Below are 16,344 nucleotides of genomic sequence, written 5' to 3'. Positions count from 1 at the left end.
AGGGACTCGCCGTCTGCGAAGCGCCAGAGCCCCTTCCATTTTCCCCAACCCAGACATCGCAACATGGCAGGACATAACAAGTGGTCCAAGGTCAAGCACATCAAGGCCGTGGTGGACGTGAAGCGTGGCAAGGTCTTCAGCAAGCTTTCCAAAGAACTCACCGTCGCCGCGAAGAACGGTGGCTCCAACCCCGATCTCAACGCTCGCCTCCGCTCGGCCATCCTGGCTGCGCGTGCTGCAAATGTGCCGAATGACAACATCGAGCGCGCCATCAAGAAAGGCGCAGGAGAGTTGGAAGGTGCGGCGATTGAAGAGATCACCTATGAAGGCTATGGCCCCGGCGGTGTGGCCATGATGGTGGAAGTGGTGACGGATAACCGAAACCGCGCCGCCAATGACCTGCGGGTGCTTTTCGGTAAAAACGGCGGCACGTTTGCTGATGCAGGCAGTGTGGCCTACCTTTTCACACGGCGTGGCGAAATTCGCGTGGACAAGGGCAGCATGAGTGAAGACGAAGCCACCGAAATCGCCCTGGAAGCAGGTGCGGACGACGTCCAGGACGGAGATGATGAGTGGATTTTTTACACCGCCTCCGAACAAACTTTTCAGGTGGCATCCGCCCTGCGTGAGAAGGGGCTGACGACCAAATCTCAGAAACTGATTTATCAACCCAGCACCACAGTGACCATCACTGATGTCGAGATCGGGCGTGCCTTGATCAAGCTCTACGACATCCTCGATGACTACGACGATACGCAAAACGTCCACGCGAACTTCGAAATCGCGGACGAGATCGCCGATGAACTGTCCTAACCATTTTTGAAACCATCATGAGTGACGAACTCCTGCTCGATCTGCCAACTTCGGATGATAAGCCTGTGAAGGCTGCCAAGAAGGCTCCAGCCAAAAAGGCTGCGGCAAAAAAAGCTGCAACGAAAAAGACCGCCGCTAAGAAAGCGCCGGCGAAAAAAGCGGCTAAAGCCAAGCCTGACGAAGCGCCTGAAATCCAGCCTGAAGCCGTCGTCGCTGAAGCTCCTGCAGTCCAAGCTGCTGAAGCGAAAAAGCCTCGGGCTCCACGCAAATCAGCCGTCTCGAAAAAGGCTGCGGAGATGCTGGCGCAGATGCAACAGACGGAACAGAGTTCTGCTCCGTCAGCTCCTTCGGAAGTGACGGCGACTCAAGCCCCAGTTGCCGAAAGCGCACCCGCTGCCGCACCTGTTGAGGAGCCTCTGCCCATCATTGCTGAAGCGACTCCTGTCCCGCCACCTGCGCCTGAGAATGAGCCTGTATCGGCTCCTGCTCCAGCCCCTACGTCGGAAGCTCCTGCTCCGCCTGAACGCCGGAAGTCTAAATTTGAGCGTTGGAAGGAACGTCGTGAGCGCTTCCGCCAGGAGAAATTGGCCCGTCAGCAGGCGGCATCCGCAGCCAACGGTGGTCAATCCAGCAGCCAACCTGGCGACGATGATCGCACACGTGCTCCAGAAGTGCCGATGGGCCCCCCTGAACCCGCCGATGGCGTGCTCGAATTGACACCGAAAGGGTATGGATTCCTGCGTCAGCGTGAGCGGATGTATGCTCAGCATCCGAATGATCCATTCATCTCAGCGGATTTTATCCGTCAGTATGGTCTGCGGGAGGGGATGCAGATCAAAGGGGTGGCACAAAAAGGCCCGCGCGGCCCTCAGGTCACCAGCGTGGCTGAAGTCAATGCACGTGCGCCTGAGGCGATGCGTGACTTGCCTCTCTTCGAAGAGTTGAAAGCCATCAACCCCAACAAGAAGATTCAGCTGGAAACCGTGAAGGACCGCCTAACCACGCGTGTGATCGATATGTTCACGCCGGTGGGGCGCGGCCAACGTGGACTCATTGTGGCTCCTCCGCGTGCGGGTAAAACCACCATGCTTCAGCACATCGCCGAAGCTGTGGTGGCCAACCATCCTAACATGCATCTGATGATCCTGCTGGTGGATGAGCGGCCTGAAGAAGTGACGGAGTTCAAGCGCATCCTGCCGAAGGCTGAAATCTACGCCAGCTCGAACGATCAGGACATCAAGAGCCACACTCGCATTGCTACCTTTGCCGTGGAGCGTGCCAAGCGCTTGGTGGAGTGTGGAGAGCATGTGTTCATGCTGATGGATTCCATCACTCGTCTGGCACGTGCCTTTAACAATGCCAAACAAGGTGGTGCGACCATGAGCGGTGGTATGGGCGTGGGTGCCATGGAGATCCCTCGCCGCCTTTTCGCGGCGGCTCGTAACACTCGTCAGGCCGGCAGTCTGACTGTGTTAGCCACGGCTCTTGTGGAAACTGGCAGCCGCATGGATGACCTCATCTTCCAGGAGTTCAAAGGCACCGGAAATATGGAACTCGTGTTGGATCGTAAGATCGCTGAGCAGTTCTACTATCCCGCCGTGAACATCTTCAAGTCCGGCACTCGTCGTGAGGAGCTTCTTCTCCAGCCTTTCCAGTTGGATAAGATTCACATGCTCCGCCGTGGACTCGCCGGTCATAAACCGATCGATGCGATTCAGCGTGTGCTGACCCTCATGGAGCGTTATCCGAGCAATGCTCAGATGCTGGTGGATCTGCCGAGCAAAGGCGTTGCTTGTTAGGTGACCCTTATCCTTTTGAAGTGATTTAGATCGGGCCTTCATGCGTTAAGCGTGAAGGCCCGATTTGTTTGGCTGGGCTAGCATGGACAAGGCCGGACGAGAGATCCGCAAACGAGGGTGAAAGCCACGGGCTAAGAGGGGAATCGGCACCCTCTTCGTTAGGAAAGCAGCCTTTAATCGAATTTTTTTGTCAAAAAGTCCGGCTGGATCGCCTTATAAAGGCATCATGTTCCTGTCGCGTTCAGTTTTACCCGTTTTTACCCTGGCTATCGCCACCCAGGCTTCCGCTTTGGAGCCCGAGGTGATGAAGTTCTTTGAAAACGAAGTTCGTCCCGTTTTGGCCAATCGCTGCTATTCCTGCCATGCGGAGGAGAAGCAGAAGGGTGGGCTGCGCATGGACAATCTGGCCTACATCACCCAAGGAGGGGATTCCGGTCCTGCACTCATTCCAGGTCATGTGGACAAGTCTTTGGTGATCTCCGCCGTGCGTTACCAGGATGAAGACTTGGCCATGCCGCCGAAAGAAAAACTCCCCCAGAAGGAGATTCAGGTCCTGGAGAAATGGGTCAAGCTGGGGGCACCTTGGCCGGAAACCGAAACGGCTAAAGTGGCCGTCAGTAAGAAGGATGAATTTGGGTTCACCGAGGAAGAGCGGAAATACTGGGCTTTCCAGCCCGTGAGCAATCCGACCCCGCCGGAAATCAAGAGCACCTGGGGGCGCAATGACATCGATCGTTTCGTCGCCAAGAAGCATCAGGAGTTGGGTTTGACTCCCGCGCCTGAAGCCGACCGTCATGAACTGCTGCGCCGTCTCTACTTCAGCCTTCATGGGCTGCCGCCGACGAAGGAGCAGGTGGAATCCTTCGTGAACAGCAAGGACCCTAAGGCCTATGAAAAGCTGGTGGATGAACTTTTAGCCAGCCCACGCTATGGTGAGCGCTGGGCTCAGCATTGGCTGGACCTCACGCGGTATGCGGAGAGCGATGGCTACAACCAGGATGCCTTCCGCCCTGCGGCCTGGCCTTACCGTGACTACGTCATCAAGAGCCTGAACGAGGACAAACCCTTTGATCAATTCGTGCGCGAGCAGTTGGCTGGCGATGAGATCGCTCCGAAGGACCCGAATGTGCTGGTGGCGACTTCCTACCTGCGCAATCCCATCTACGAATACAATCAGCGTGATGCCCGGGGGCAGTATGAGGTGATCCTCACGGACATGACGGATAATGCAGGCGAGCTTTTCCTCGGGCTTAGCTTTGGCTGCGCCAAGTGTCACGATCATAAGTTCGACCCCATCCTGCAAAAGGACTACTATCGTCTGCGCGCCTTCTTCACGCCTGTGCGCTGGCGGGATGATATGGATCTGGCCACCGATGAGGAAAAGGCGGAGTATGCCAAGGCGGAGGCGGCTTACAAAGCAGCGACGGCACACATCCAATCGCAGATCGATGCCATCATCGAGCCGATGATCCAAAACAAGATCAAGACCGCCTATGGCCGGTTTAAAGACGACATCCGCGCCATGGTGGATAAGAAGCCTGAAGAGCGCGAGCCATCCGATTGGCAGTTCTCCTACTTCTGCGAGCGCCAGATGGCTTATGAGCGGGAGCGTTTTGATGCGCTGAAGACCATTAAAAAGCCTGAGGACAAGGAGAAGTATTTGGCTCTCATCGAAGAACTGAAGAAGTTTGATCACCTTAAACCTCAGCCCTTGGTTAAGGCCTTCGTGGCCACGGATGCCACGGCCAAAGCGCCGCCAAATCCTCTGAAAACGCGCAAGGGAGAAACGGATATCGCTCCTGGATTCCTGACCTTGTTGGAGCCGAAGGACCCTGAGATCCAAGCGCTGCCGAACTCCACCGGCCGTCGTAGCACGTTGGCGGCCTGGATCACACGTCCAGAAAATCAGCTTACGACTCGGGTGATCACGAATCGCGTGTGGCACTATCTCTTTGGCAAAGGCATTGTCGAAACCCCCAATGATTTCGGCAAGCTGGGCCAACCGCCGTCTCACCCTGAATTGCTGGACTACCTCACCCAGCGTTTCCTGGCAGGTGGGTGGAGCCTGAAAAAGCTGCATCGTGAGATTCTCTTGTCAGCGACCTATCGCCAGACGGCTCATCGTGAAGTCCCCGACATTGCGGCTAAGATTGATCCGGCCAACAAATACCTGTGGCGCTTCAATCCTCGTCGCCTTGATGCGGAGCAGATTCGTGACGCCATGCTGGCGACCAGCGGCGAGCTGGATCTCACGTCCGGCGGCCCTTCCACCGATGGGAATGGCACCCGCCGCTCCATTTACACGATCAAGAAGCGTAACAGTCAGAATGAGCTTTTGCGTAGCCTGGATGCACCCGCAGGTTTTGCCAGCACCTCAGAACGGCAAAGCACCACGACACCGACGCAAGCGCTGCTGCTGCTGAATGGTGACTGGACGCTGACACGGGCTCAGAAGATGGCCGCTCGGGTCTCGTCTCTGGATGATGTCTGGGAGTATGCCCTGGGGCGCCTGCCCACAAAGAAGGAGCGTGCCATGGCGGAAGAGTTTATCGCACGGCAAACCAAGGCGGAAGAACCCGCCAATGAAAGTGGCCCGCTGGCTATGAGTAGCGATGAAGTGCAAGCTGCGAGCCGCTTCAAAGAAAACACACCTCATGAACGTCTCGTCTCCACCTCCGATGAAAAGGAAGGCGATGAATTCACGATCGAAGCGATTGTGAAGCTGGATAGCGTGGATACGGCTGCCTCCGTGCGCACCATTGCCTCTCGTTGGAATAACGGAAAGGATAATGAAGAAGCCTTTGGCTGGAGCTTGGGCGTCACGGGTGAGAAGTCCCGCTTCAAACCCCGCAACTTATTGATCCAACTCGTGGGCGAAGATGAAAATCGCAACATCGCCTATGAACCTGTGGCTTCAGATCTTCGTTTGGAACTGGGGGTCAGTTATCACATAGCGGTCAAAGTTTCTTGCAGCGCTCATACGGTCACTTTCCAGATGCAGCAGGTGGACAAGCCAAATGCACCGATGCTGACTTCGGTCGCACAGCACAGCGTCCGCAGTGGCTTGAGCAAAGGAGCTTCATCGCTGGTCATCGGCGGTGTTCATCGTCGCGCGGTGCCGCATCAGTGGGATGGAATCATCGAAGCGGCTCGCGTCGTTCGTGGCATCCAACCTGATGAGAAACTGACCTCTGATCCCACCCGTTGGGCAGGTGAGTCTTTAGTGAGTTGGAATGTTCGTGAACCCCTTGCCGCTAACTTGGCCTGGTCCAGTGCTGAACAAACGATGGCCGAAATGGTGGACCCCTACAAGCGTGCTTTGGCCGACCTCTGCCATGTCTTGCTGAACGCCAACGAGTTTTTCTACCTGCATTGATCTCCAACCCCCAGAATGCCATGCCTTGTCATAACTACGATATCCTGACGACCCGTCGTGATTTCCTCAGCCGTGCTGGCTGCGGGTTTGGAGCTGTCGCTCTGGCGGCACTGATGAAGGAACCCGTGCTCGGGGCTCCCAGTGCGAGCAATCCCGTGCTGAAGCAGTTGCCGCAGCGTTTGGGGAAAGCCAAGAACGTCATTTTCTGCTTCATGGAAGGCGGTCCCAGCCATCTGGACACTTTCGATCACAAACCGTTGCTCAATAAGCTGGCAGGGCAAAAGCTCCCGCCGAGCTTCAAGGAACCCGTGCTGGCCATGGGAGAAAGTGGGGCACCGCTTTTGGAGTGTAAGCGCACTTGGAAGCGTTATGGGCAGAGCGGATTGCTTATCTCCGATTGGTTTGAAAACGTGGCGGAGCATGCCGATGACCTCGCCGTGATCAACTCCTGCGCCTCTGATGGCATCAACCACGCAGGCGGGGTCTGTCAGATGAATACCGGCAGCATCTTCGGGGGGCGTCCCTCTCTGGGGGCCTGGGTGAATTACGGTCTGGGCACGGAAAACCACAATCTGCCCGGCTTTGTGGTCATCAAGGACAGTGAAGGCACCGTCGTGAATGGCGTGCGCAACTGGGGCAGTGGCTTCATGCCTGCGGTCTATCAGGGCGTGGAGTTCAGCTCCGATGGAGTGCCGATCAAGTATCTGGACAATCCTAAAGGCTACAGCGCGACTCAGCAGCGTGAGAAACTGGACCTGCTGGCTGCGCTCAATCAGGACTACAATCGCACCCGCACTGACAATACGGAGCTGGATGCACGCATTCGCTCCTACGAGCTCGCTTACAAGATGCAGGCCGAGGCGCCAGTGGCCGTGGATCTCAGCAAGGAAAGCGACGCGATCAAAGCTCTCTACGGCATGGATAAACCAGAGACGGCGGTGTATGGACGTAACTGTTTGTTGGCTCGTCGTCTGGTGGAAAACGGCGTCCGCTTTGTGCAGCTTTATAGCGGTGCGGGCAGCAAATGGGACTCTCACAGCAAGATCGAAGAAAATCACGGTCGCCTCTGCCGCTCTGTGGACCGTCCGATCGCAGGCTTGCTCACGGACCTTAAACAGCGGGGCTTGCTGGATGAAACCCTCGTCATCTGGGGCGGCGAATTCGGCCGCACACCGATGAGCGAACAAGGCGGTGGCCGTGACCATAACCCCACCGGATTCTCCATGTGGATGGCAGGTGGTGGCGTCAAAGGTGGTCAGGTGATCGGTGCGACCGATGAACTCGGCCTCTATGCGGTGAAGGATCGCCTGCACGTGCATGACCTCCATTCCACCATCCTGCATCTGCTGGGTGTGGATCACACCCAACTGGTCTTCCACCAAAAGGGACGTCCGGAGCGCATCGATCAGAACGAAGGCCACGCTTATACGAAGATCACGGGCTGATCATACTTCATCTCGCGGTTCGGCCGGATTTGTGTCATGGTATCGGTCCGTGATTCAGCACCTTTACGTCCATATCCCTTTTTGCCATCGCATCTGCCCCTACTGCTCTTTTTACAAGCACCAGCATGGCAGCACGGACATGGCGGGGTTTGTCGAGGCGGTGGTAGCGGAAGCGAATCGCGAGCAGGCCGCCCGATCTCTGGATTTGCGCACGGCTTATCTGGGCGGTGGCACGCCTACCGCCTTGAGTGAAAAGCATCTGGAGCGTTTGCTCTCTGGGCTGCGTCAGACCCTGGATTTTTCCCAAGTGACCGAGTTCACCTGTGAGGTGAATCCGCGCACCATCACGGCTTCCAAAGCGGCCATGATGCGTGAAAAGGGAATCACACGCATCAGCTTGGGCATTCAGGCCTGGGATGAACCGACCCTGAAAACCCTTGGCCGCGACCATGCTCCAGTGGATGCCGAGGAAACCTATCAACTGCTGCGCAGTGCCGGGTTCGATAGCGTCAGCCTGGATCTGATGTTTTCCATCCCTGGACAGAGCCTAGAAGCTTGGCGTGGCACGGTGGAAAAAACCATTTCACTCCAACCCGATCACATCTCCGCCTATAACCTCAACTATGAGGAAGACACGGAGTTCTTCGAGCGCTTGCGTAGCGGTCGTTATCAGGAGGATGAGGGGCGAGATGCGGAGTTTTTCTACCTCGCTCTGGATCAGTTGGAGTCGGCTGGTTATCAACACTACGAGATCAGCAATTATGCACGGGAAGGCTTCCGCTCCATTCATAACGAGAGTTATTGGTTAGGTGAAGAATACCTCGGTTTAGGCCCCAGCGCTTATTCCACGGTGAATGAAAAGCGTTGGCAAAATGTGGCCGATACGGGGGTTTACATCGCACGGATTCAGAACGGGCAGGGGACCGCCTTGCCGGGGGAAGAACTCACTCCAGATCGCCGTCGCACCGAACGATTTGGTCTGGAGTTACGCACACGCCGTGGTCTGCCCGTGAATCTTATTCAATCCGAGCAGCAGCGCATGCTCAGAACCCTTGAGGAGGAAGGGCTGCTCTCGGTGAAGGATCACTTCATTACCCTCACTCGCGAGGGTAAACCGCTCGTGGATTCCATTGCCGTCGCCTTGATGGGGTGAGGTTAGCCGAAGTCATGGGATTTTACAGAAACTCGCTTGGTATTATCATAGCGATAGGCCTGAATATTTTTGGCGACGACGGAGATCACGCCTTCCAGACTTTGCAGCCAGCCATTGATCTTCAAAAAAGGCTCTTGAGTAATCACCAATCGCTTCTTCTCAAAAAGCTCAGAGCGGACAAACGCATTCGATATGCCCGTCTCATCCTCCAGACTGATAAAGCAATGACCGTTAGCTGTGCCAGGACGCTGGCGGCAGATGACCATACCGACGATGGTCACCCATTGACCGTGGCGGAGACTGGACAGGTCAGACGCTCGTTTAGCCGTGCGTAGTTGAGCTCGGACGATACCCATGGGATGTGCGCCCACCGTGAGGGTGGTGGTGTCATAATCTGCCGTCAGCCGCTCCATCGGAGTCATCTGTGCCAGCGGAGATTCCTGGACCGTTGTCAAAGGGCCTAACAAATCGTCGTGAAACGGTGCGTCTGCCGCCCAGAGAGCGCTGCGCCGGTGATACCCCAGGATGTTCAATGCTCCAGCTTTAGCCAGCACCCGCCGTTCATCACGGCTTAGCGGACAGCGGCTGAGTAGGTCGGCCAGATCCCGCCAGGGCTGATGCTGGCGCTGCACGAGCAGATTCTCTAACGAACCTCGGCTGATACCGCACAACTGGTTGAGACCGAGTCGGATGGTGTTGTCGGTTAGGACCGTGCATTTCATGGCGGACTCTGCGACGCACACGGGTAAAAAGCGCATGCCATGCTTCTTGGCATCACGAACCAACGTGGCGCTGGAGTAAAAACCCATCGGCTGGCAGTTCAATAGCGCTGCATAGAACTCCGCCGCTCGATGCACTTTCAGCCAAACGCTGGCATAAGCCAGGAGTGCGAAGCTGATGGCATGGCTTTCGGGGAATCCATAGAGGGCGAAGGCTTTGATGCTCTCGATGAGTTTATCTTGAACGGCGATTTCGACGGATCGTTCATTCATTGCAGCACGCAGCTTTTGGGTTGCATGATCGATGCGTTCATCACTGCGGTGAAAGCTCATGGCTCGACGTAGTTCTTCAGCATCTCTTCCGCTGAAGCCAGCTATGACCATGGCCATCTTTAAAACCTGCTCCTGAAACAAGGGAACTCCCAAGGTGCGTTCAAGGATATCTGTGAAGAGTGGGTGAATGCAGTCAGCTTTTTCTTTCCCGCTCCGGCGGTTCAGATAGGGATGCATCAGATTGCCAACGATAGGCCCAGGGCGAATGATGGCGACTTCAATGACGACATCATAAAACTCTTTGGGTTTCATCCGAGGTAGAGTGGCCATTTGCGCGCGACTCTCGATTTGGAAAACTCCAATGGTATCCGCCTTCTGCATCATTTCGAACGTCTCAGGATCATCCAGTGGGATTTCAGACAGGCCAATGGGGCGTCCGCGCTCTGCGCTGGAAGCAAAGGTTTCTTCTAATACCGCCATCATTCCTAGGCCCAGCAGATCCACTTTGATGATGCCGAGGTCTTCGCAGTCATCTTTGTCCCATTGCACGACTACCCGGCCTGGCATGGAGGCGGGTTCCAGAGGTACGATGCCGTCCAACCCGTTGGTGCATAAAACCATACCTCCACTGTGCTGACCGAGATGACGCGGCAGTCGGTAAACCTGGCGATGTAAGGTTAACAGGGCCGGCAGACGGGGATGACCCTGGTGTAAGCCCGCTAGTTTGACTTGCTCGTCGAGGGGCAGCGTCTGGGGAAAGTCGCCATTGGCATAGAGGTCTGTGAAACGCTCACAAACATCCTGAGGTAAGTTGAGCACCTTACTCATCTCGCGCATCGCACTGCGTCCTCGGTAAGTGATGACGTTGGCAGTCATCGCCGCGCCATAGGGCGCAAAACGACGATACATTTCCTGAATCACACGCTCGCGCTGATCACCGCTGGGTAGATCGAGATCAATGTCGGGCCAACTGGTGTGACCTTCACTAAGGAAGCGTTCAAAGAGCAGTTTTCTCTCAATAGGGTCGGCGTTGGTAATGCCAAGGCTGTAACAGACGGCACTGTTAGCAGCGCTGCCTCGACCTTGGACTAAAATTCCGTTTTCCGTTGTCCACCGGACAATGTCCCATACCACCAAGAAGTAGCCACTGAACCCAAGTTTGGAAATCAATCCCAGTTCGTGGTCAAGTTGTTGGCGGACGGCCTCAGTCATCTTGGGAAAACGATGGCGTGCGGACTGGTAAGTGACCTCACGCAAAAAACTGTCCTGATCATGACCGGATGGGACGTCGTATTTCGGGAATTCATATCCCAGTTTGTCCAAGCCGAAGTCGACGCTTTCGACGATGCGTTGTGTTTGTGTCAACGCCTGGGGGAGGTCGGTAAACAAACTTTGCATCTGCGCAGGGTTTTTGAGATGTCGTTCAGAGTTCGGAGAAAGCCGCAGACCAGCTTCATCCAGATGCGTGTGATGGCGAAGGCAGGTGAATGCGTCGTGGAGGATACGGCGGTCGGATGTGGCGTAATAAGGGGCGTTGGAGGCGACGACGGGGAGACGAAGGTGTGCAGCCAGATCCAAGATTTCGTGGAGCCGATGATTTTCCCGAGGAATGCGGTGCCGGTGGATCTCTAGATTCACTTGGGCGTGACCAAAGATGCGACAGAGGCGTTGCACGAGGAGGACTGGGGCGGTGGGTTCTCCTGAATTTAGGGCCCGATGCAGCACGCCTTCTTCATCGCCTGTGAGTGCGGTGAGACCGTCCGCATGGGCTTCCAGTTCCTGCCAAGAGACGCGGCTTTCTCCTTTGGGCGCGGCGAGTTTCGAACGTGTCAGCAGGCGGCACAGGTTTTGATAGCCCGCTCGCGAGCGCACGATCACCGGTAAAACACCGCCGTCTTCCATGGTGAGTTCGCTGCCCACAATGGCGCGCACGCCGGTTTCGCGGCTGGCATGATGGGCGCTGGGTGAGCCATAGACACCATCACGATCCGTCAGCACCAGAGTGCTCATGCCCAGATGAGCGGCCCGTTGGATGAGATCTTCAGGCAGCGAGGTGCCTCGTAGAAAGCTGAAGGCACTGCGAGCATGCAGTTCATGGAAAACACGATTAGCCATACAGCCCCTCCACAAACCAACGGTTGTTTTCCTGAATCAGACGGTAAAGCACACCTTGCATGTCCTCAACCTCCCAGATTTCATGTTGCCAAACCTGTCTGAGATCCCACCAATTGCCGGATAGCAACCAAGGCCCGCGACTTTCACGCACGGAGAGCACGGTGCCATCCAGCCGAAGCTCCACGGGGCGCTGCTGATGCAAAGTCACCAGCGCTGGACGGGGGGGACGGAAGCGCTGGAGAGGCAGCCCGATGAACTGGTCTGCATCTGAGGTGCTGGCCAAAGCGCTGGCTGTGAACGATTCAAGAAATCCGGCTACATGGTAAGCATCCGGACGCCGAGAGGGTAGCAATTCTGCTCGGCCAACTCGTCCACGGCCTAACAAAACTTCTAGAGCGGAAAGTGTTTCGGCAAAACGATTCGGATCGCTTAGGCCGCGCTCAAAGAGTGTAGGTTGGCTGCTGGCAGCACGCACTGGGGTGAGTTCTAGTGAGACTCCGATGATGGGGGCTGCTGCTGTGAGCCCCTCGAGATAAGTTCGTAAAAGACGCATCAACACAGGCACTTCGCGAGTGGGCTCGGCTACACCGAGATCACGTTCATGACTGCTGCGATCTGCAAACCTGAGTGTCAGATTCAGGCTGCCCGCGACATGCCAGGAGGCGGCGAGTTGGGCACTGAGCCGCTGCAGCAGTCGCTCTAGCAGATGCATCAACGGCTCCAGACTTTCGATGGGAGATTCAAGTTCGACGACCTCCCGGAATTGCTCTTGAGAGCGGACTAGACTCAGCAGCCGCTCCTTTCCTCCCTGGGCCATATCCCTGAGTCTCAAACCTTCCGCTCCCAGACGACTAGCGAGGTCCGCCCGAGGGAGTGCGACGAGTTGCCCCAATGTGCGGATACCCCAGAGCGATAAGACTTCCAGGACCGGCGGAGAGGGATTGAGAATCGTGAGGGGCAGGTCATGCAGCACGTGTTTTTCCTCAGCCACTCCCGCACGCAGGACTCGCACTGGATCTGCTACATGAGCTGCTAAGATGGCAAGATCCGCATTTTCAGCGAAGCCGACGCGCAGATCATAGCCTTGAGTCTGCATGTCCTGACGCATTTGTAATCCGCGATCTTGCCAAGCATGGAGATGGATTTCCTGGGAGAGCCAGCGTGTATGAGAGAGGTCCAGGACACAGATCCCTGGACGAGTCGATTCATAGTCGGGAGTCCATGATTCCGCCGCCTTCAGCAAGAGTGACTGCACGGCTTGCTCCGCCTGTCCGTCGCGATAGCGCACTTGGAGATTTGGACAGCGTGCCAGTGCTTGGGACACGGTCATACCTGGATGCACGCCGGTTCTTTCTGCTCCATGGCTGATACTGAGAATCAGGGTGTTCTCTTGTTGGCTGACTGTTTTACAGGGAGTTTCCTCCAAGACAGCAATTCGATCTGGCTGTCGAGCCCGCAGAGCTTGCAGCATAAAACGGGGAAGGAGCCAAGCCGCGAACATGATAGACACCTCATCTTCGATTGGGATCAGCTAGACAGAGACCAACGCTGGAGATTGGGCTGAAGGAAGACCTCTTCCACGTTGCAGTTGCGCATTCACACGCAGACAGAGATCTTGCGCTGATGTTTCTAGATCCGCTAAATGCAGATTAGGGCGAAGGAGCCATCGCTTAGCGACACAGGGTATGACTGGCCCGGGAGAAAACACGGCCAAGGAAACATTTGTCCGTTCAGCCAGCATACGCAGCCTGTGCCAGATGCTGGACGGTAGATGAAGAAGATCTTTCGTGGGTGCCTGGCGTAGGTCCAAGAGCAGCGCTGAGAGATTACCATCCCTCAAGAGCAGATCCGCTGCACGAATAGCCTCACGAACTTGATGGCAACGCACCCAAAGCAAGCGCTGCCTAACGGCTTTATCGATGGAGGCTGGATCGAGCGAGTCGCAACCATCGATGAATGCGAGAGGCGTGGAAATTGATCGCATTAGTCGCCTTAAAATAAGTCCACCGCCAGGACGGTTGGCCGGAGAGACGACCTCGATCAATCTACCTGGCAAGAGGGTGACGTCGGCGGAATGAACTTCGGCATCTGCTCGCGCGGGAGCCGTGATCATCGCTGTGGGGAAACGGCTTTGAAGCAGCGATCTGAGGTGAGAAAGCTTTGATGTCGAAGTGTTCATATATGTTCATTAGAACATTGTTTGATCGCCGGGTTTTGCAACCGCCATTTGGGTTCGATCAAAAAACAGACGGCAGCCCAAGGGGCATGCCCTTGGCTCCAGAGCTTAAATTTACCGTGGTAAATGCTGCCAAATCAGTTAAAGACTCCGCCCCACTATTCGTCTGACCATGCAACCTGCCCCTGAACACACCGAATCCGAACTGCTCCAATTCCGCCGCAACAAGCTGGAGGAGATGCAGAAACGTGGCATCGCGGCGTTCGGCGGTAAATTTGACGTCACCCATGCTCCGGGTGCTCTGAAGGCAGACTTCGTCGAAGGTATCGATGTCCGTGTGGCGGGTCGTATCCTTTCTCGTCGTCAGATGGGTAAGGCCACTTTCTTTGACATCGGTGATATCTCTGGCCGCATCCAGTGTTACCTGAGCAAAGGGGATGTCGGTGATGAAGGCTATGCGCTTTTCATCGAGCAGATCGACATCGGTGATTTCGTCAGTCTTTCCGGCCAGACTTTCGTGACCAAAAAAGGGGAGCGTTCCATTCATGTGAAGGAGTTTGCTCCGCAGTCCAAGGCCCTACGTCCGCTGCCGGATAAGTGGCATGGTGTGACGGATCGCGAGATCAAATATCGCCAGCGTTATCTGGACCTGATCTCCAATGACCGCAGCCGCGAAGTCTTCGTGACACGCAGCAAGATGGTGGCGGAGATTCGTAACTTCCTCCAGCAGCGCGATTTCCTGGAAGTGGAAACACCGATGATGCAGGACGTTCCTGGGGGTGCGGCGGCACGTCCGTTTGAGACCCACTTCAATGCCCTGGATCAGAAGATGTATCTGCGCATTGCGCCAGAGCTGTATTTGAAACGTCTTTTGGTAGGCGGTTTCACGAAGGTTTTCGAACTGAACCGTAACTTCCGCAATGAAGGTGTGAGCCGTCGTCACAACCCTGAGTTCACCATGCTGGAGGCCTACTGGGCGTTCTCTGACTTCGAACAAATGGCAGACTTGGTGGAAAGCATGGTTTGCCATTTGGCTGAGAAGTTCTGCGGAGGTCTGGTGATTGAGCACAAGGATGAAGAAGGCAATGTCACCAAGACGATTGACCTTAGCCGTCCTTGGAAGCGCACACCGTATCGTGATCTCGTCAAAGGCGCTGCCGGTGAAGACTGGTTTGCCCTGAGCAAGGAAGCCAAGGTGGAGCGTGCCCAGAGCCTCGGCGTGCAGGAAATTCACGCGGGTGATGAGCACTACGAGCTCGATCAGAAGATCTTTGAAAAGCTGGTGGAAGAGAAAAGCTTCAACCCGCTTTTCGTGACCCATGTGCCGAAAGAGCTGGTGCCGCTGGCTAAGCAGAACACGACGGATGACAGCGTGGTGGATGTGTATGAACTGGTGATCAACGGTCAGGAAATCAGCCCGGGTTACTCTGAGCTGAATGACCCCATCGTGCAGCGCGAGCGTCTGGAGCATCAGGCGGGTGAAGAGATCCAGAAGATCGATGAAGATTTCATCCTGGCTCTGGAGCACGGCATGCCGCCAGCAGGGGGCATTGGCATCGGCATTGACCGTCTCATCATGATGCTGACGGGTGCGGAGAGCATCCGTGATGTGGTGCTTTTCCCACAGCTCAAGCGCAAGGCGGATTGATTCGATTTAAGACATCTTTAGTGGCGCGAAGTGGGATTTTGCGCCACTAAAGCTCCGTGTTTCATGATTTGTCAGTGGGAGGGAAGGCGAGCTTTCCTGAGACGCGGTGGAGCCTAGTTTTGGCTGCCGGCGGGGAAGATGCATCTCTGAGGCGCGCGGCTTTATCCGAGCTTTGCCAGCAGTATTGGTATCCGCTTTATGCCTATGTGAGGAGGCGAGGAGCGACCCCTGACGATGCTCAAGATATCACGCAGGGATTCTTTGAGCATTTGCTGGAACTCAAGGTGATTGAGAGACTCGGCGGAGCCGATAAAGGTAAGCTGAGATCTTATCTGCTGACTTCCATCCAGAACTGGATGACCAAGCAGTATCACAAGCGTGCTGCGCAAAAGCGTGGAGGGGGAACGGTCTTTTCCATGGACTCCCTGACCGCAGAGGAGCGTTATAAGCTGGAGCCTTCCCATTCAGAGACTCCTGAACGATTGTTTGAGCGGCGTTGGGCTTTGACCCTTTTGGATCAAGCGATCGTGCGCTTGCGGGCTGACTACGAGTCTGCCGGGAAGGGGGAGCTTGCTGCTTTATTGATTCCCATGCTCAGCCGAGGAGATGCCAAGGTGCCGATGGCCGAATTGGCTGTGAAGGCGGATGTGACGGAAGGGCATCTCCGCGTGCTTCTCTACCGAATCCGCAAACATTTCCGCTCCGCGCTCTGTGAAGTGATTGCTCAGACGGTGGGAGATGAGGCCGAGGTCACCGAAGAGCTGAAGCATCTCCAGGCCATTCTGATGAAATGAGGCAGGCTTGTAACGAATCTGAGTGAAAGGGAT

Annotated in this window: 9 protein-coding genes; 7 read left to right on the top strand and 2 right to left on the bottom strand. The window is 55.8% G+C overall.

Annotation, left to right across the window (positions count from 1 at the left end; all coding sequences use genetic code 11):
* The first annotated feature begins 63 nt into the window (after nucleotides 1-63).
* The 5 genes from B5D61_RS21975 (at nucleotide 64) to hemW (ending at nucleotide 8,586) form a co-directional block, all read left to right on the top strand.
* The gene (locus B5D61_RS21975) at nucleotides 64-813 is read left to right on the top strand and encodes a YebC/PmpR family DNA-binding transcriptional regulator (protein WP_078815595.1); all 750 of its coding nucleotides are present in this window, start codon (nucleotides 64-66) and stop codon (nucleotides 811-813) included.
* Nucleotides 814-830: 17 nt separating this feature from the next.
* Nucleotides 831-2,612, top strand: a complete 1,782-nt coding sequence (rho, locus tag B5D61_RS21970) for a transcription termination factor Rho (RefSeq protein ID WP_078815594.1) — start codon at nucleotides 831-833, stop codon at nucleotides 2,610-2,612.
* Between the two features lie 226 nt (nucleotides 2,613-2,838).
* Nucleotides 2,839-5,988 (top strand): PSD1 and planctomycete cytochrome C domain-containing protein, encoded by a 3,150-nt coding sequence (locus B5D61_RS21965; protein WP_078815593.1) that lies wholly within the window; start codon nucleotides 2,839-2,841, stop codon nucleotides 5,986-5,988.
* 20 nt (nucleotides 5,989-6,008) lie between these two features.
* Nucleotides 6,009-7,433: a DUF1501 domain-containing protein gene (locus B5D61_RS21960; RefSeq protein WP_078815628.1), complete on the top strand. Its 1,425-nt coding sequence runs from the start codon at nucleotides 6,009-6,011 to the stop codon at nucleotides 7,431-7,433.
* Nucleotides 7,434-7,482: 49 nt separating this feature from the next.
* A complete protein-coding gene (gene hemW / locus B5D61_RS21955; RefSeq protein WP_078815627.1) occupies nucleotides 7,483-8,586 on the top strand; it encodes a radical SAM family heme chaperone HemW in 1,104 nt (367 codons plus the stop codon).
* 2 nt (nucleotides 8,587-8,588) lie between these two features.
* Here hemW and B5D61_RS21950 read toward each other — a convergent pair whose 3' ends face one another.
* Together B5D61_RS21950 and B5D61_RS21945 are read right to left on the bottom strand one after the other, a co-directional pair.
* Nucleotides 8,589-11,693, bottom strand: a complete 3,105-nt coding sequence (locus tag B5D61_RS21950; RefSeq protein WP_078815592.1) for a DNA polymerase III subunit alpha — start codon at nucleotides 11,691-11,693, stop codon at nucleotides 8,589-8,591.
* The gene (locus B5D61_RS21945; RefSeq protein WP_176159611.1) at nucleotides 11,686-13,164 is read right to left on the bottom strand and encodes a DNA polymerase Y family protein; all 1,479 of its coding nucleotides are present in this window, start codon (nucleotides 13,162-13,164) and stop codon (nucleotides 11,686-11,688) included. The genes B5D61_RS21950 and B5D61_RS21945 overlap by 8 nt, the downstream gene beginning before the upstream one ends.
* An 877-nt stretch (nucleotides 13,165-14,041) precedes the next feature.
* Between B5D61_RS21945 and lysS the strand changes: the two genes are divergently transcribed.
* The gene (lysS, locus tag B5D61_RS21940; RefSeq protein WP_078815590.1) at nucleotides 14,042-15,517 is read left to right on the top strand and encodes a lysine--tRNA ligase; all 1,476 of its coding nucleotides are present in this window, start codon (nucleotides 14,042-14,044) and stop codon (nucleotides 15,515-15,517) included.
* Nucleotides 15,518-15,573: 56 nt separating this feature from the next.
* On the top strand, nucleotides 15,574-16,311 hold the full coding sequence (locus B5D61_RS21935) for an RNA polymerase sigma factor (protein WP_176159610.1): 738 nt from the start codon (nucleotides 15,574-15,576) through the stop codon (nucleotides 16,309-16,311).
* Nucleotides 16,312-16,344: the final 33 nt, after the last annotated feature.

Origin of the sequence: Prosthecobacter debontii, from assembly GCF_900167535.1 — a bacterium.
GTDB lineage: Bacteria > Verrucomicrobiota > Verrucomicrobiia > Verrucomicrobiales > Verrucomicrobiaceae > Prosthecobacter > Prosthecobacter debontii.
The sequence above is the reverse complement of the archived record's forward strand: the minus strand, read 5'-3'. Positions and strand labels throughout refer to the sequence as shown.